This window comes from Paraburkholderia sp. OAS925 (assembly GCF_040543975.1).
In the GTDB taxonomy this organism is placed as follows: Bacteria; Pseudomonadota; Gammaproteobacteria; order Burkholderiales; family Burkholderiaceae; genus Paraburkholderia; species Paraburkholderia graminis.
Map to the genome: position 1 here is coordinate 2,097,088 of NZ_JBEUNO010000002.1, position 16,865 is coordinate 2,113,952.

Consider the following 16,865-nt stretch of genomic DNA (forward strand, 5'->3'; position numbering starts at 1 on the left):
CGGCTGCGCCAGTCACGCGACGTATCGCGCAATTTGCTCGACAGAGCGGGGCCTGACGATTGTGGCGGCCGAACGCCAGGTCCGGCTGATTATCAACGCTGTGGCTGCACTTCTGCCCAGCCGGGTCCGGGATCGAACGACGTCATCGCCTCCGCTTTGGCCGCGCTGTCCGGACCCAGGTCACGCTCGTAGACCTGGCCCGCATGACTGACCATGAAGCTTTTGATACCCGTGTCGCCGTATCGCACGGGCCACGCGACGACAGCAAAGCCGCCATAGAGCTTGCCATGCGCGAGATAGTCGTAAGCGCCGCCTGGTGCGTGCGGTCCTTGCGAGGTCAGCAGCCTGTATTGGTAGCCGTGATAACCGGCATCCGCTGACTGACGTGCGCGCGCCTGAATGAACGCGGGTCCCAACGGGCTGGCCGGCGTGTTTGCCTGCGTCGGCCAGTAGAGGCCGTCCTGTCTTCCGGGCGAACTCGCGAGCTTCGACGCATAGGAAAGCAGGCCGTCGCCATCGTGGTCCGTGAGCGCGTAGTCATGCTGAGCGTCATAGATAGCAAGCATCGTCTGGATGACGGCAAGTTCGTTGCGGCCGATCCGGCGTTCCCGCATTTCTTCGGCGCCCGCCTTCATGTCGAACTGCCATCCTGTTGTCCGCTTCACGAGTGGGATGGGAAAAGTCCAGTTGTCGGTGCCGACCGCAATGCGCGCATGACGATCGTCGATCTGCTGCACTGTATGCGACTGAGCCCATTCATCGAGAAAGCGGCTGCGGATCTCGGCGCCGACGGGTGGAATGAGCGTGCGGAAGTTCTGACCCAGAATGGATTGCAGGGCCGTTTCTTCGTTGCGGCTGACCGCTTCGCCCAATGCGTTCATCGCGGCATCGGGAGAACGGAAGTCTTGCTCCGCATGCGCCGAGGGCAATCCGCCCAGAGCCATTGCACATGCAAACGTGATGATGCGCAACGCGCTGTTTGCGGTGAGCCGCCGGATTCGTGACATCGATGACATGTTGTGGTCTCCCTAACGTCTTCCACCGCGCCCACCGCCCGCGCGCATGCCACCTCCGCCTCCGCCTCCGCCGCTTGGGCGGCTGAAGTTCGAGCTTTGCATGCTGGAACGCCCGCGATCGGCGCTGCGCTGAGTTGCGCCGCCCGCGCCTACGCCCTGGAAGGCATTGTCGCGCCCTCCGCCGGCAGCACCGCCTGCGCTGCCTGCGCCTACGCCGCCGCCTGCGCCGCCTGCGCGGTCGCTGGCGCGGGACACTTCACCGGTGCTCGGGCGGTTCGAGACGCCGCCGCGATCGCCTGCGTTCGACCTGTCAGCTGTTCCTCCGCGATTGCCCGCGTTCGACCTGTCCGCCACCGAATCACGATTACCCGCATTCGATCTGTCCGCTGCCGAATCACGATTACCTGCGTTCGTGCGGTCGCCGGTTCGGCCTCGATCGCCGGCGTTCGCACGGTCGGCAGTATTGGCACGTGCGCCGTTGCCGGAGTCGCGGCCGCGAAAGTCGTTACGCCCCTCGGCCCCACCGACGTTGCGCGAATACTTGTCGCGAGTGGCATTGTCGCGATACGCGACGCCCTGACGATGGCTGCCGTCGTGCTGCCAGCGTCCGCCGCCCTGGACCTTGGTGCGATCGAAGTTGCGGTCGATGTTGGCGGCCTTGTTGACGTTGATGTTGACGTCGCCGCCTCCCCAGTTGCAGTTCCCGAAGATCGCACCGGCGGCCGCCAGCCCGACGCCCCATGCGAAGCCCGTCATCAGCGCGCCGCCCGGGTAGTAGGCTGGGTAGGGCGGCCAGTAGGTCGGCGGATAAGTCGGGTAGCTCCACGAGCCGTAGACCACAGTCGGGTTATACGCGGGTACGTAAATGACCTGCGGGTTCGAAGGCTCGATTTTGACAATGGTTTGCCCACCGGCGGGCGCCTGCTCCACCACGACGTTCTGCTGTTCGTTCGACTTCAGGTTGCCCGATTCCTTGGCGCGGGCGCGGAGTCTCTGAACGGCATCAAGTACATCTTTTTGCTGTGCCAGGAATGCGTCGCCGAGTTTCTGCGTCCAGTCGAGCTTGTCGTTCATCGGCTCGAGAATTTGCGGGAAGGCAACCATCGATTTAACGCTGACATCCCACGGCTGATTCTCGACGGCTTTCACGGCGGCGTCGCCCTTGACTTTCGGATTGGATTTGACCCAGCGCGCCGCGTGCACGATCTCGAGCGGATACGTCGAGGCCATGAGCACCTGCGACAGCACCGAGTCCGGATAGAGAGCGATCGGCGCGACCAGCGCCTCTATTTCTTCGGGCTTGAAGGGCTGCGTTGGCGGTGCAGCGTCGTTTTGCGCATGCGCGATACCTGTCGTCATGGCGACGGTCAGGGCGACCAGTGACCACCGGCATAGCGCCGTGCTCCATCGTTGATTCCACAGGAACATGGCCGCTCCTTCGGGATGGTAAGAAGGTGTCCGAAATAATCGGGCCGGTTGTGAACGACGGTGAATTGCAGATACTATGCTGAACACGAAATAGTGCTTAATACAATCTTAGAACATCCCCGGGATGTTGGAACCTTAATGCCGACATCATTTGCCGATTTCATGCGGCAGATCGCGAAGTTTTATTCACCGCGAGCCGCTACGCTTCGTTAATCGATGCGGCGCTCGGGGCAATTGCGAGAGCGTGACACGGTCGCCGTTCATTCATCGAATGGCTTCACGGGCGATTGGCGGATTTTTCATGACGATGTCTGAAATGTACCGCCGGCCCGAGAGGTGCCGATACGAACTGGAGTGCGTATGCGCAGCACAGCCATGAAGTCGGCTTCAAACCAGTTGCGCGCGCGCCGCCACCGTGCGAACAGTAGGGCGATAACGTGCGCGGGTATCGTCCTGATTGTGATCTCCTTGCAGTCCCGCGCGCAGGTCGCGCCGGATGCGCTGTCGAGCCGCGCCGTTGTAGGCGGTAACGTGAAACGGCACGCAGATGCGGTACTCGCCGTCATGAGCTACACAACAGTACCCGATGTGACCACCAGTTCGCTTTCGATCAATAGCGGCACCACTGGCAATCCCGGATTCGGCCAGACACAACTGGGCGGTGGCTTCACGCTCAGCAAGTCATTTCCGTTGTATCTGGAAGGCACGCTGGCGTATAGCCGCTACGATCCGACATTTGTCGCCACGGATGGCGCGCAACAGCGGCCGTTGCCGACGCGCTGGAACACGTTCAGCACGACGGCGGGCATCGGGTGGGACTTCCACATCACAGACGAGCTGGTTTTTCGGCCGATACTGAACGGCACCATTGGGCGCGTTTCGAGCGATCTGAGGGTAGGGCAGACGGTTATCAATCGCGTCACGGACAGCAATCTGCAGTTTCTCGACAACGGCTCACTCGACGCATACGGCTATGGCGGCTCGCTCATGCTCGATTACGAGCACTATCGGGAGAACTATGAAATCGACGTCGAACTGCGTGCGACCGATATCTACCTTCGCAGTTTCGGTGGCTCGTCCGAGGCGGTGCAGGGTTCGGCGACCGCGCAGCAGTTCAGCCTGTGGGCCCGCTGGCGCGCGCCTACCGGTTGGCACGCACTGGACCGGCCCGTGCGCTACGTGCTCGAAACCGCTTATTCGCACTATTTCGGGGACAGCGCAGGCGTGCTCGGATTCAACGACCTGACGTCATTGGGTGTGGGACTTGAACTCGATAGCAGCAGGTATCCCGTTGTCATTACCCGCACACGGTTGATCGCAAGATATGTTTTCGGGCACAACGTGCACGGCGTTTCGATCGGCTTCGCTGTGAGTTTTTAACGCAGCGGGGCGGCGAGAAGAATGCGACTCGTGTCTTCCTGCCACCGCTGCACGGCCCTCGCGTTGAACGGCGCTGGTTTTCTTCGGCACGTATACGACCAGTTCTGGAAAACATGGCTCCGCCGCACTAATATGTTTAGAGAACCAGCGCTGATTGCCGAGGTCGTGATGAAAAAATCGGAAAGACGGGTTGCGATCGCATTGGTCGGCGTCGCTATCTGGCTGGCTGGTCTCTATGCGACCATCACTGGCTTGCTGTACGACCGCCAACCCGAATTCCGCTATGGCGTACTCGCGGTTTTTCTGGGTATCGCGATCGCGGTGATTGCGCTCAACCTGATATCCGTTCCAGGCCTCTCCAGCAAAAAGAAGCCGGTCTCACGATAGCACTGTGCGTGCTGCGGACCAGCTTCTCACCCGAGTGGCGCGGGCGGTGTGTTCTTTCCCTTCTTGATGACGTTCTGGATAGCGCTCCGCTGCAACTGGCTGGCGGAATCAACGCGTATCCGATACACGGAGACATCTCATGTGCCGCTGGCTCGCTTATTCCGGCAATCCCCTTCAGCTTGAAACCGTGCTTTTCAACGCGAAGCATTCGCTGATCGATCAAAGCCTTCATTCGCGTCTCGGCCACACGACCACCAATGGCGACGGTTTCGGGATCGGCTGGTACGGCCATCCGACCGACATTCCGTTTCGCTACCGCTGCATTCAGCCGGCATGGAGCGACCGCAACCTGCGCGAAGCGGCGCGGGCAATCCACGCGCCGATGTTCATGGCGCACATCCGGGCCGCGACCGACACGCCGTCACAGGAGACCAACTGTCATCCGTTTCGTCATGGCCGCTGGCTGTTCGCGCACAACGGAGTAGTGCGCAAGTATCCGGCCGTGCGCCGCGACCTGATGGTCGCGATTGCGCCCGAACTGTTCGCTTCTATCGAGGGCTCGACCGACTCGGAAGTGCTGTTCTTCCTCGCGCTAACCTTTGGTCTGGAACTCGCGCCCGTCACTGCGCTCGAGAGGATGGTCGCGTTCGTCGAAGAAACGGGCCGCCGCCACGGCGTTGAAGAGCCGCTGAACATGACCGTCTGTGCAACCGACGGCGAGCAGATTATCGCTGTGCGTTATTCGAGCGAACGGCAGTCCCGCACGCTGTTTCACAATACGTCGTTCCGTCAAATGCACGAGTTGTATCCCGACGATCCGCGCATTGCGATGGCCGGGCAGGACGCGTTTCTGGTCGTGTCGGAGCCGCTCGCCGATTTGCCGGGCTGGTGGCAGGAGATTCCGGAGAGCACGGCGGTGGTTGCGCGCGGCGGCGAGGTCGAGCGGTTTGCATTCGAGCCGCGAGCGGCTTGACGATCGTCGCAAGCGCCGCGCTTGTCCGCGGCGAAGCGTTAATACCCTTTCGTGTAAAGCGAGAGATGGTTGCTCACCGACGTTACACCCGGCACGCTCATCGCCACCTCTGCTGCCTGCTCGATCTGAGGACCGTCCGGCACGCTTCCGGATAATGTCACGACACCGCCACGCGCCTTGACGAATACGTTCGATACGTTGAAGTTGCGCGCTCTGGACAACGCCTTGCGAACGTCGCGGGCCAGCTTCTTGTCCGCCTGCGTGGCACTGCCTGAACCTGCGCCGGGACTCGACGCCACCGGCATGGCGTTGGCGGTTTGCGCATGGACGTTTGGCATTAACGCGACACATCCCGCGAAGACAAAACAAGTCACGGCGTGCGGTGTTTTCATGATTGCCTCTCCTGTTGATTCCGACGTTCGTGAATCAAAGATAGCCAACGTTGCGCGCCGATCAAATGTCATTCTGCAAATAACTACGCAGCTTGAAAGGCGCTACGCGGCCCAGTTTTTAAACCCGCCCCGCGAAGTGTAGGACCAAGGTCCTATTGGCCTGGTATATCGGCTGGTTAAGCTTGTAAAGAGCGAGCGGATGGACCGATGAGCTGCCAAGTACTCACAGGTGCCATGCGAGCCTGCAATGATATCGAACTGGAGTGGCCGTGGAATTTGTCCTGTTACTCGCAATCTTTTTGACATCGAGTGGCTTTCTTATAGCGGCTCCGCGTACACCGGAACCGCCTGCCGCCGTCGCTGCCGTGACGCCGTCTGCCGTTGGCTCTATCGCGGGTAGCGAGGTCGCGTTGCCACCACCCTCTGAATCCGCCGCGACGGTAACTGTATCCAGTGCCCATGCTCTGGAGCCGGCCCGTCAACAGTAACTCGAGGACCACCGCGGCGTTGATCCACGCGCCTTTTCAAAAGCAACATTCAACCGGACGTGAAAAATGAAACCGTTATCGCTTCTTCTCGTGACCGTTGCTGTGTCAGCCTGTGCAAACCAACCCATGCCGCCGGGCGCGCAAGCGGTCGGAGAAAGCCAACGGTCTGCTCCTGTCGTCGCGCAATGCATCGCGAAGGACTGGGCCGACCGGTCGCAACAACAAGTCATATCGCAGGTGATCGTGGCGAACGACCAGGCCATGGATGTCTATGTGCCAGGTCAGCAGCCTCCGGGTGGCGCAGCCGCCGTGGTGCGGCCATCGTGGACGGGTAATAGCAAAACGTCGGTCGGCTTCCGTGCAGGTAGCGGGGGAGGCAGCAATGCGATGGGAGATGTAGGAGGCTGCCTTTAGGCGGCGAACAGGTACTCAAATGACTCTGCCTCCAGAAGCATTCACCCCGGTTCACTGACGGGAACGCCGCCCCGGGTCGCGGCAAATGGGTGACGCGATGGATCACATCGTGAATCGACTGCTGCCTGCAGTTGTCGTTGCTTTCGTGCTATGCGGTTGCGCTATTACGTTGCCGGGCGCCGGCGGACTCGACTATCAAAGCCGCGCCGTCACGCGTAGTGAACGAGGACTCCGTGTTTCCGGCTCGGTGCTTTCGGCCGAAGAGAGCGAGAGCGTTTATGGCGTAGCGCTCGCAAAAAAGGGCATTCAGCCCGTATGGGTCGAGGTGCAAAACGACGACACGTCCAGCTACTTTCTGATGTCGCCGGGCCTCGACCCCAACTTCTTTCCCGCCTCCGAAGCGGCCGAAGCATTCGCCGGCAGCAAATCCTCAGTGGCAGGCGATGACATCGAGCGACGCTTTCGCGCACTCGCCTTCCGTAACCCCGTGTTGCCGGGCCACACTGTGTCCGGTTATATCCTGACCAATCTCTCCGAGGGCGCCAAGCTCATTCAGCTTGATCTTGTCGCAAGCGGTCGGGCGCAAACATTTTCCTTCCTCATGGTGGTGCCCGGCTTTTACGCGGATTACCACGTTAGCGCGGTGTTTCGCCGTGAGGTCTATCCGCCGGGGAGGATCGTGGACTACACCGACGACGGCGCATTGCGCGCCGCGCTCGAATCGCTTCCCTGCTGCGCAACCAGCGAGGACGGCGCGAAGAATGGCGACCCGCTCAATCTCGTCATCGTGGGCGGTCTCGACGACGCATTTCCCGCACTCGTTAGACGAGGCTGGAGTCCGACCGAACAGAAATGGTCCGGCTCGATCATGAAGACCGTCACGTCCGCATTTTCCGGCGAGCGCTATGTCAATGCACCCGTGAGCGATCTCTATCTGTTCGGGCGGGCGCAGGACCTCGCATTGCAGAAGGCGCGCGACACCATCCACCAGCGCAATCACTTGCGGCTGTGGCTCAGCCCGATGCGCTACCGTGGCAAGCCCGTGTGGGTCGGTCAGATCAGCCGGGATATCGGCGTGCGTCTGACATTTCACTCACCCACGCTGACGACGCACAAGATCGATCCCGATGTCGACGAAGCACGTACTGCGCTGACCGAGGACATGGCCTATTCACAGAACCTGCAGAAGATCGGCTTCGTGAAAGGAGTCGGCGCAGCTTCGCAAAGCGCACCGGGCCAGAATCTGACTACGGACCCGTACTACACCGACGGCCTTCGCCAGGTCCTTGTATTCGACCGGCAGCCCACCTCGCTCTCGGGTATCGAATTTTTTCCATGGGAGTCGGTTGCAAAGTTCAACGCCGTGCCCGCGGGAGCAGATCAATGAACGAATGGTCAACGCTTTGGCGTGCGTTGACGCGCGTTGCCGGCAGCGTTGTGCTTCTATTCGTTTGTGGCGGCTGTGCGACCTGGACCGCGCCCGTCAGCCCCGACGACGCGCCGCTGCGTCAGCGTGCGGTGAGCGACACGAGGCAAGGCGCGCGCGTCAGCGTAGCCGTTCTAGGCGCCGACGACAGCAGGCGCATGATCGGCGCCGACATTGGCAGCAGCAACATTCAGCCGCTCTGGATCGAAGTCGAGAACCATACACCGCAAGCATTATGGTTGCTGCACTCCGGAACCGACCCGGACTACTTTTCGCCACTCGAAGTCGCATGGTCGATGCACACGCTTCTCGGCGGCGCGACGAACGCGGACATCGACAGCCACCTGAACAAGCTCGGATTCAAAAATCCTGTCCCGGCTGGAGAAACGCGCAGCGGCTTTCTATTCGCCAACCCGGACCGGCAGATCAAGCTCGTCAACATCGATCTTTTCGCAAGCAGAACACTGATTCCTTTCTCGCTGTTTCTACCCGTACCGGACGATGCCGCCGACCCGCGTTTCGCGCTTCACTCCATTCCAGTACCAGCAGGCGGCTTTGACCGACTACCACGACCTCGCGTCGCTGCGGGCCGCGCTCGAACGGATGCCGCGCTGCGCGACGAGCGAGAATGGCGAGACCGAAGGCGATCCTTTGAATGTGATCGTGATCGGCAAACTGGGAGACATCGGCGCCGCGATGGTACGCCGTAGCTATCGCCGGGAGATGCGAAAGAGCGACTATTCGCAGTGGCTATTTGGACGCACGCCCGACGTCGTGCTGCGCAAGCAGGCCCAGGCGGGTGCGTTGTCGACGTCATTGCGTGCGTGGCTCACGCCCATTCGCTTTAACGGCGACCCGGTGTATGTCGCGCAAGCCGGACGTCCTGTCGGGGGCCGCTTCGCGCATCACGATACGGCGGATGACACGCTTCATGATGACGTCGACGAGGCCAGGAACTTTCTCATCCAGGACATGATGTATTCGGGCGGTCTCGACAAGCTCGGTTTTGTGTACGGCGTCGGTCCATCGCCACAGGCACACCCGCGGACAACGCTGAACGGCGCGCCGTATCACACCGACGGACTACGCGCCGTGATGTTCTTTGCCACTCGTCCGCTCAGTTTTGCGAACGTGGAATTGCTCCAGTGGGTGCCATACCTCGAGCAGCGCGAGTCTTCCACGAACCGGGAGAGTGGCGATGCAGGTAAGTAAGGCGCTCCGTCAGCAGCGAAGCGGCGCCGTGCGCCGGCGCGTTGTGCATCGGCGGGCATGGAGCAGGCACTGCATCCACGGCGCGGCGCTAGCGGCCATTCTCGCGCTCGCTGCATGCGCAACGAAGCCGCTCATTCCCTACTCGACGGAGACGCCGCCCCTCGCTCTCGTGGAGGCATCGCAGGCCGGCGTGCAAGACAAGCGGGCCCGCTTTCGCGAGATCTACTGTGCGGTGCTCGAAGCGCACGGCTCAGCGCTGCCTGACTACCGTCCTTGCGAAGACGCACTCACACGCGTGGGCGCCGAGCCTGCCGGTACAGGTGCGCCCGTCGATCTCGGGCGATCGGGACGCCACCTCATCGCGGCAGTGGTGCCCGGCATCGGGTACGACTGCTTCAGGCCGTGGCTGAATCCTCCGAACACCGTCGTTCAAAACCTGCGGCAATCCGGTTACGACGGGATCATGCTGAACGTGGACGGGCTGTCGGGCTCGGCGAACAATGCACGCCAGATCCGCGACGCCGTGATGGCCATGCCGATGTCCGAAGGCGCAGCGCAACTGGTGCTGATCGGCTACTCGAAGGGCGCGGCCGATATTCTCGAGGCCGTCGTCGCGTATCCGGAGATTCGCAGCCGCGTGGCGGCTGTCGTCAGCGCGGCGGGGGCGGTTGGCGGATCGCCGCTTGCCAACGACGCCGAGCAATACCAGGCGGACATGCTGCGGCACTTTCCGGGCGCGGCTTGCCACTCGGGAGACGGCGGCGCTGTGCAAAGCCTGCGGCCCGTCACGCGCAGGGCGTGGATGGCCAACCATCCGCTTCCGCGCGATCTGCGCTACTACTCGCTCGTGACCTTTCCGCAGCCGGAGCGCATTTCGTCGATACTCGAATCGAGCTACGAAAAACTCTCACGAGTCGACGCCCGCAACGACAGCCAGGTGATCTTCTACGATCAGGTCGTGCCCGGCAGCGTCTTGATGGGTTACGTCAATGCGGATCATTGGGCACTGGCCGTGCCTGTCTCTCGAACGCACACGACGATCGCATCGTTGTTCGTCACGCAAAATGCCTACCCTCGCGAGGCACTGACAGAGGCGATTCTGCGTTTCGTGGAAGAGGATATGGCAACTTCCGGAATGTGAAGGCAGTGCCTTTATGCAGTACCGCTATTAGCGCGCGGCGCAGCAAAGTAGCGGAGCCGCGCTCTAAAAGCGACTCAGCTTTAAAGCAACTCAAACTTCCGGCTTCAACCGATACAGTTCCGGCACGAGCGCGAGCAACAGACGCTTCGCCGAAAAAAGCCGCGGCGAGATATGCGTGGCCACATACCATGTCGCCGCCACGTTCATGCTGCGCAGCTTCAGATCGGGGCCGACCAGCGCGCTTGCAAAATGCAGATCGCCGAGCGTCTTGCCGATGATCTCCTGCTTGATGCGCGCGCGCTCCGGTGGATCGAGCGCAATGAAAGACAGCGCCGACACCTCGTGAAGCAACCGGTACATGCTGTTGTAGTGGTGCAGCGTCTTCGTCGTGAACATCGTCGAATCCATGCGCAATCTTCTTTTAAAGAGCGCCTGGTTCAGCACTGCCAGCTTAAGTCGTTGCTGTAGCAACAACGCAGCGAAGAAGTGATTGTCCTCATACACGATGCCTTCTATGAAACGCAGATTGCCGATGGCCGAACGTCGCGTGATAAAGCAGCACGGCGAAACAAAATAGCGCCCTTGCCGCAACGATTCGACGACGAACTCTTCCGACCACAACGTCGCGCTTCCGAGCGGCCGGCGGTAGCCGTTGACTTCCTGCTTGTACATCGGCGCATCGTTCGGGAATACTGCGGCTTCGAACATCACCGCGTCGATCTCGGGATTGCTGAATTCGCGGTGGCAGACGCTCAACGTGTCGATGTCGATCAGGTCGTCGCTGTCCATGTAGTACACATACGTGCCCGTGGTCAGCGAAGTGCCGAGATTGCGTGCCGCGGATTGCCCGCGATTCGGCTGATAGACGTAGCGAAAGCGCGAGTCGCTGTCGCAATAGCGCTGTGCAATCGCGGCGGTGCCGTCCGTGGAGCCGTCGTCGACAAGGATCAGCTCGAAGTCCGTGAAGGACTGGGCCACAACGCTCGCGAGCGCTTCGTCGAGATAGTGCTCAACGTTGTAGGCCGGCACGATGATGGAAAAAGCGGGCATAAGGCACCTCGATTGTTTGATAAGCAGAACCGCAACTCAACCGGCATCCGCGCCGCGCGCTTCCTGACGCGCCCCGGACGCAACCGGCATGAGCGCCGCGCCTCGCGAGGCAGGTGCAACGCCGCGGAAATACAGCCACATGAAGGCCACCGCGCCGACCACCTCGGTCAGGATTACGGCGACGATCGTTCCTTTCGCGCCGCCGTAGCGGGTGAGCGGAACCACATAGAGAAGATGCAGAACCGTCGCGCCGAGAAACACATTCGTGAGCGAACGCGCGCGGCCTTGAGCGAGCAACCCGAGATCGCCGAATACGACAGCGACGCTGATGATGGGCGGCAAGACGGCTTCGAGTCTCAGGAGAGGAATGGACGCATGAAACTGCGGCCCAACCCATGTTTCGATACCCCACGCCGCGAGCAATTCGATGCCGACAAAAAGGCTGATCGATGTCGAGAACACGGCGAGCATCGCCATTCGCATCAGGCGCTGCGCGGCTTGCGGATCGGTCGCGTGGTATTGACTGATGCGCGGATAGAAAGCCTGACTGATCACCATGAACATGGCCTGCGCGGCCACGCGAATCTTGTCCGCCATCGCGAACTGACCGACCACTTCCGGTCCGTGGAAGTAGTTCAGCAGAATCGAGTTGAAGTTCACATAGAAGCTGATCAATACAAAAGAGAGGAACAACGGAAAGCCGTCTTTCAGCGCGTCGACAATCTTTCTCGTGGATATGCCGACGAGTTTCACCAGCCTGTTGCGATGAAGAATCCACAGCGCACAAATGGCGAGCAGTACATTGCCGAGACTGACGCCCAAAGCGGCAAGCGCGGCATCGCCCGGACCTTTCACTGCAAGATAGACGAAGGCGAGACCGAGAAGCCGCGAAACAAACGTCGGCAACACCAACGCGCGCATACGTTCCAGACCCTGAAACAGCCATACCGGCGTAACCGCGTTGGCGACGATGCCGAGAAATAGCGCGCCCAGTACATCGGCGTGATCTCGCAGATCCGGCACGAATGCAATGCCCGCTACGATCAGAAGCAGCGCCGCTGCAACCAGTACGAGCCGCGCGGCCGATGTACTCGTATAGACCTCGGCGAGCCCGTGAGCGTCGCCGCGTTTGACCGATACGAGTCGTGTTGCGGTGAAGTTGAAGCCATAGTCGGTCAGCAGCACCATGTATTGCGCGACAGCCTGACAATAGGCCAACACCCCGAACTCTCTTGCACCGAGTACATGACCCAGGTACGGCAACATCAGCAACGGTACGATGTAATTGCCGCCCTGAATCAGAATCAGATAGAACAGCGTGTTGCGAATCGGAGTCGTCATAAAAATACGCCTGGTGCAATAGTGGCTTTCCTCATGCGTCAAGCCGCTCTACAGGCTCAAATGCCGCTGTGCACGGAATTCGGTGGGCGACATGCCGTACCTCTCCTTGAAGAGACGGCCCAGACGATTACCGTCGCCCATTCCGCACCGCCGCGCAATTTTCCCAACCGGGATATTGGTGGAACTCAGCATTGTCCGGACCACGTCGAAGCGCGTGCGCAGCAGGTACTCCAGCGGCGTCATACCGAACTCCTGCTTGAAACGGCGCCGGAAATTGCGCTTGCTCATTGCCGCGGATTCGGCTGCCTGCGCAACGGAAATCGGCTTGCTGTAGTTCTCCTGGATCCAGCGGGCCGACTCGCGAACCTTGCTTGCGGTGGTGAGCGATTTGGCGTCGCCTTCGCGTGGCCTTGTGTGCTTGATCGCATTCGTCTGCAGTTCAAGCGCGACCTTTCTGGCGATCTGCGGACCGAGGTCGCGCTCGATCTGCGAAAGCGCCAGCTCGGCGGGCGTTGCGCCGTTGATGCGGGACGCCACGAAGTCATCGTCGAATAGAAAGACGGGTACTGCCAGCCGTGAAGCGTTTTTGTAAACCACTGCGAGCTTCGACCCTTGCGTGATGCGAAGCGATGCCATTGCGCCGTGACGCGTGATCCACGAATGCAGCCGGTCATTCGGTTCCGTTGGCGCCGCCGTGTCGCGGCACGCCACGAAGAACGCGTGAAAATCGCCCACGCTGTAACGGCTCAGTTGTTCCGTGAAGATCGAAATGCCGCACGAACTCGTGACGACGCCGCCTTCTTCTGACAATACCGTAAGCCGGTACGGCGGGTCTTCGCCACGATGCAGTTGCGCCATGTTCGCAAGGCGAAAAGCATCGCCAATCGCGCCAGTACTTGCCGTGAAGAAGTTCTGCGACACGAGAAGGCCAATGTGCCTCGGCGGTTCCAGACAGTCGGGCTTCTCATCGACGTGCGGCCTGGAGAGTTCAACGAGATCCATCACGATTAGGGCTCCCAATATATTTATCAAATGCACTAAAAGTCTGGCAACAGCCTGAATTGTAGTGAGCGCGGATTCGGTAAAAGTCCGCTAATCGGCGGCGCAGCCGCCAATTGCTTGTCGCGCCTCGCCAATGCGCGGATCTTCTGAAGCCGCGGTTATCCGCGCCGCTTTGCGGCCCGGATAGCGTCGGCAATGGAGCAGAAAATCCGCACCGGAATCAATACAATCGCCACCACCAGAAAAACGACAATCACCGCCACGACATAAACCGTTGCAAAGCCAGTCAATATCACGGTGAACGCAAACCTTTCGGCACGCGAAGCCAAGGGCTGGTCTCGCCAGTGACCCCGCGGCCGGCCTTCTTCCATGGTCGCACTCGCTTAGGCGGAACCCGTGCGGGCGCGGCGCCGAAACTCCGTTGGCGAGACTCCGAAGCGCTTGCGAAAGAGCTTCGCGAGTTGCGACCCGTTGCCCATGCCGCTGCGCCGAGCGATCTTGTCGACCGGAAGATCGGAGTCGGCTAGCAGCCTGCGCGACCGGTCGAGCCGAGCCCTCAACAGGTATTCGGAAGGCGGCGTGCCGATCTGTTGCCGGAACCGGCGCAAGAAGGTTCGTTCGCTGATCGCGGCGCGCTGAGCGACTTCGGCAATCGAAATGTCGTGCTCGCAGTTTTCAGTGAGCCACTGCGCGAGCGCGTGAATCTTCTCGTCTTCGCGCTTCGGCTTAACGGACGTTGCGCCGCTTGCATCATCTGCCTGCGGAAAGAAGCTGATGCGTATTTCGGCGGCGCGTGCAATCACGGCGCCCTGAACTGTGTGGTCCAGGATCCATACCGGCGCAATTAAATCTTGACAATTCAAATTGGACCTTACGATAGAGGCGAGAGTTGCATCCGTATCCGGCGCAATCAGCATTTGCATCTTATCGGCGTGCTCGGGCGCGCGAGGAATAGACATCGCGTTTGCAGTAGCCGATTGATCGAGATGCATTTCGTTTTCGCCGGATTGAAGATCGCGGCTTGAAACGATGTCGATATGTGCATTCGTATTAATTAGACGAAGTACTTGTGCCGCTTTGTCAGTCGGCAGGAGGCAACTAGCGGGGCCGATTTTATTCATGCTGTCTCCTGGTGTTCAAGGTCTAACGAGTTATTGGTAATGCCGCTCAGGTATGACAGTGCTTGTGTTGGGCGCGAGCGAAGAAGCGTTGGAGAAGACGATGCTTACGCAATCTTTCTTCGTTTGGGATTTGAATGGAAGGATACGCTGTAAGGCTGGTTGCGTGCTCACCTAAATTCAGCCTCCACCGGCCAACCTTGGCTGACAACGTAGAGGTGCTCGATGGCGTGCCGCGCGACGAACGAGCGCGGGCGCCGGACGGTTCAACCGCCGGTTCGAGTACTGTGTCAAAGGCGTTAAACCGATAAGAAATGTGGCAAGAAAAACGCGTAATGAAGCCCGTTTCGAAAGTTCTGAGAAGCGCTGCTAAATACCGTAGAAAGCGTTTGTTCACACGCTTGAAGCATCGACTCAAGCGCGTCACGAGCGGACAACATCGTGTGCGCAACGGTCACTGCGTTCATGACCATCATTGCGCTCAACCCGCGTCGGTTTGCAACGCGGCTTCGCCGCCTGCATCGGCCGCTTCGTGCAGCGGACGCTTCTGCTGTGATGGGTTTATCTCCTGCGCGCCGGTATATTGGCGAATCACGTTGCGGGTGATCTGCTGCACGACGTCATGGCTCTGCGCCGTGCTGTCCGTCAGCACACGAGCCCAGTCTGTCGTACCCACATTAAAGACTTCTCCCGCACTGCGGCGGCCGTCTCGCAGCAGTGGACGAAATAAGCCGATCGCGCCAGCACCGCCCATTTCCCATCCTGTGAGCCGTTCGGTAACCGCAAGCCTTTCGATTGCATCGTCGGGCCAGTCCGGCGGGATGCCGTCCGCTTCATAGCCGACGAGCCGATCTTCTGCGCCAAAGCTTTCACCTTGTTGCAGTTGAGTTCCTGCAAATACCCAATGGTCCGGCCGTTTGACGGTAAAGCCAATTGCCTGACGCTCGCACTTCACCCAGCGGCGACGCCACCGCGACCACGTGCCCCAGTGGCCGCCGCCGTGCTTATAGGTCAGTCCAATCAAATGGCTTTCATTGCCGCTTACGCGCGGATCAAGATCGATCTGTTCCTTGAGTACATCCCAGTTGTCCGCAAGCTTGCGCATCTCGCTGAGTTGACCCGGTTCAGCGCCGATAAACCTCACAGGCCGATAACACGTATTGCCGCTGAAAACAGCGACGTTTCCGCCCTGCGTGACGAAATACGCGACATGTGCGCGCATTTCCTCGCTCCAGTACTCGTGATGACCGACGCTCAGCATGCAGCGGTAGCGCGTAAGGTCTAGCGCAGTGGCGCTGTGCAAGTCGAGATCCGTATAAAAGTCGCAGGCAATGCCTTCGTTGCGCAGCCACCGGATAAACTTCGCGTCCCAGTGAGCGAATTGCTGACGGGTTGAGCGTGTGTCGTAGGGGTCGTCCGGTTCGCCGAGCCGTGCGCCGAGGCCGCCGCCGGGGCGAAGCAAGCTCACTTTGTTTGCGGCGCGATAACGGTGAATGCGGTCGTCGTAGAAGCTTCCGCCACCCGTGGAGTTATAGGCGTGGTAGGTGGCCGTCGGAATGATGTACGCGAGCGTGGCGGTGGGCGTGCGTGGGCGCGCGATCACAAGCGCCATGCTGTCGCTGTCGGGCCGTGCTGCGAAGATCGGCCGATGCGCGGCGCACGCGCGCCCGAGTTCCTGGGTCGGCTTTCCTGCGGCGTCGACTTCATAGGCGATCGCCACATAGGCGCCGCTGTGCAAGTTCGCGACGTTCGGGCGAATGTCGATTGTCGGCCAATTCCAATCCTCGTCGAAGCGCTTTGCCGCGCTATTGCCTGTAGATTGGAATACGTATTTGCCGTCCAGCAGATTGGCGGTCACATTGTTCTTACCTGTAACCACCACGCCGCACAGGCTCGTGAGCGAGTCGTCGTCCTGCTGCTGATAAATGGCGATGCTAAAGCGCCTGCCGGGCTGCACCGCGAGTTCAAAGCTGGCTCCCGCAGTAAAGCTCGGATGAATCGGATAGATCTGCATGTTCGCTTTCCTTGCGCGAATAAGCGAGGCAGTGGCCCGCCAATGAGTTCCGATTACATTGCGGCGCGCGGTTTATGTCCGCG

At 60.3% G+C, this 16,865-nt stretch carries 17 protein-coding genes; 8 read left to right on the plus strand and 9 right to left on the minus strand.

Going from position 1 to position 16,865, the window contains the following annotated elements:
* Positions 1–92: 92 nt before the first annotated feature.
* Both ABIE53_RS28205 and ABIE53_RS28210 read right to left on the minus strand, forming a co-directional pair.
* Positions 93–1,016 carry a DUF2950 domain-containing protein gene (locus tag ABIE53_RS28205; protein ID WP_192699070.1) on the minus strand — a complete coding sequence of 308 codons (924 nt, stop codon included), beginning with the start codon at positions 1,014–1,016 and terminating at the stop codon, positions 93–95.
* Between the two features lie 12 nt (positions 1,017–1,028).
* Entirely contained in the window at positions 1,029–2,444 is a 1,416-nt protein-coding gene (locus ABIE53_RS28210) for a DUF3300 domain-containing protein (RefSeq protein WP_192699443.1), read from the minus strand.
* Between the two features lie 360 nt (positions 2,445–2,804).
* On the opposite strand from ABIE53_RS28210, the gene ABIE53_RS28215 reads away from it, so the two are divergent.
* From ABIE53_RS28215 to ABIE53_RS28225, 3 genes are all read left to right on the plus strand, one after another.
* Positions 2,805–3,824 carry a hypothetical protein gene (locus ABIE53_RS28215; protein ID WP_006046786.1) on the plus strand — a complete coding sequence of 340 codons (1,020 nt, stop codon included), beginning with the start codon at positions 2,805–2,807 and terminating at the stop codon, positions 3,822–3,824.
* Positions 3,825–3,845: 21 nt separating this feature from the next.
* Positions 3,846–4,211, plus strand: coding sequence for a DUF2964 family protein (locus ABIE53_RS28220; protein WP_307259017.1), 366 nt, complete (start codon positions 3,846–3,848; stop codon positions 4,209–4,211).
* A gap of 139 nt (positions 4,212–4,350) precedes the next feature.
* On the plus strand, positions 4,351–5,184 hold the full coding sequence (locus ABIE53_RS28225; protein WP_006046788.1) for a class II glutamine amidotransferase: 834 nt from the start codon (positions 4,351–4,353) through the stop codon (positions 5,182–5,184).
* A gap of 38 nt (positions 5,185–5,222) precedes the next feature.
* On the opposite strand, the gene ABIE53_RS28230 is transcribed toward ABIE53_RS28225, so the two are convergent.
* Positions 5,223–5,576 (minus strand): BON domain-containing protein, encoded by a 354-nt coding sequence (locus ABIE53_RS28230; protein WP_192699069.1) that lies wholly within the window; start codon positions 5,574–5,576, stop codon positions 5,223–5,225.
* Positions 5,577–6,130: 554 nt separating this feature from the next.
* Here ABIE53_RS28230 and ABIE53_RS28235 point away from each other — a divergent pair.
* From ABIE53_RS28235 to ABIE53_RS28255, 5 genes are all read left to right on the plus strand, one after another.
* A complete protein-coding gene (locus ABIE53_RS28235) occupies positions 6,131–6,478 on the plus strand; it encodes a hypothetical protein (RefSeq protein WP_107707407.1) in 348 nt (115 codons plus the stop codon).
* A gap of 97 nt (positions 6,479–6,575) precedes the next feature.
* A complete protein-coding gene (locus ABIE53_RS28240; RefSeq protein ID WP_192699068.1) occupies positions 6,576–7,865 on the plus strand; it encodes an LssY C-terminal domain-containing protein in 1,290 nt (429 codons plus the stop codon).
* Positions 7,862–8,614: a hypothetical protein gene (locus ABIE53_RS28245; RefSeq protein ID WP_376916463.1), complete on the plus strand. Its 753-nt coding sequence runs from the start codon at positions 7,862–7,864 to the stop codon at positions 8,612–8,614. The genes ABIE53_RS28240 and ABIE53_RS28245 overlap by 4 nt, the downstream gene beginning before the upstream one ends.
* On the plus strand, positions 8,562–9,116 hold the full coding sequence (locus ABIE53_RS28250) for an LssY C-terminal domain-containing protein (protein ID WP_376916744.1): 555 nt from the start codon (positions 8,562–8,564) through the stop codon (positions 9,114–9,116). The genes ABIE53_RS28245 and ABIE53_RS28250 overlap by 53 nt, the downstream gene beginning before the upstream one ends.
* Positions 9,103–10,257, plus strand: a complete 1,155-nt coding sequence (locus tag ABIE53_RS28255; protein ID WP_374710210.1) for a lipase family protein — start codon at positions 9,103–9,105, stop codon at positions 10,255–10,257. The genes ABIE53_RS28250 and ABIE53_RS28255 overlap by 14 nt, the downstream gene beginning before the upstream one ends.
* A gap of 90 nt (positions 10,258–10,347) precedes the next feature.
* Here the strand turns inward: ABIE53_RS28255 and ABIE53_RS28260 are convergent, their stop codons facing one another.
* From ABIE53_RS28260 to ABIE53_RS28285, 6 genes are all read right to left on the minus strand, one after another.
* Complete coding sequence (locus ABIE53_RS28260; protein ID WP_192699066.1) at positions 10,348–11,307, minus strand: glycosyltransferase family 2 protein; 960 nt, start codon at positions 11,305–11,307, stop codon at positions 10,348–10,350.
* Positions 11,308–11,343: 36 nt separating this feature from the next.
* A complete protein-coding gene (locus tag ABIE53_RS28265; protein ID WP_006046795.1) occupies positions 11,344–12,648 on the minus strand; it encodes a flippase in 1,305 nt (434 codons plus the stop codon).
* A 48-nt stretch (positions 12,649–12,696) separates the two neighbouring features.
* Positions 12,697–13,650, minus strand: coding sequence for a GlxA family transcriptional regulator (locus tag ABIE53_RS28270; RefSeq protein WP_006046796.1), 954 nt, complete (start codon positions 13,648–13,650; stop codon positions 12,697–12,699).
* 158 nt (positions 13,651–13,808) lie between these two features.
* Entirely contained in the window at positions 13,809–14,021 is a 213-nt protein-coding gene (locus tag ABIE53_RS28275) for a hypothetical protein (RefSeq protein ID WP_029965746.1), read from the minus strand.
* A 12-nt stretch (positions 14,022–14,033) separates the two neighbouring features.
* On the minus strand, positions 14,034–14,771 hold the full coding sequence (locus tag ABIE53_RS28280) for an AraC family transcriptional regulator (protein ID WP_192699065.1): 738 nt from the start codon (positions 14,769–14,771) through the stop codon (positions 14,034–14,036).
* Between the two features lie 478 nt (positions 14,772–15,249).
* Positions 15,250–16,782, minus strand: coding sequence for a N,N-dimethylformamidase beta subunit family domain-containing protein (locus ABIE53_RS28285; protein ID WP_192699064.1), 1,533 nt, complete (start codon positions 16,780–16,782; stop codon positions 15,250–15,252).
* Positions 16,783–16,865 lie beyond the last annotated feature (83 nt).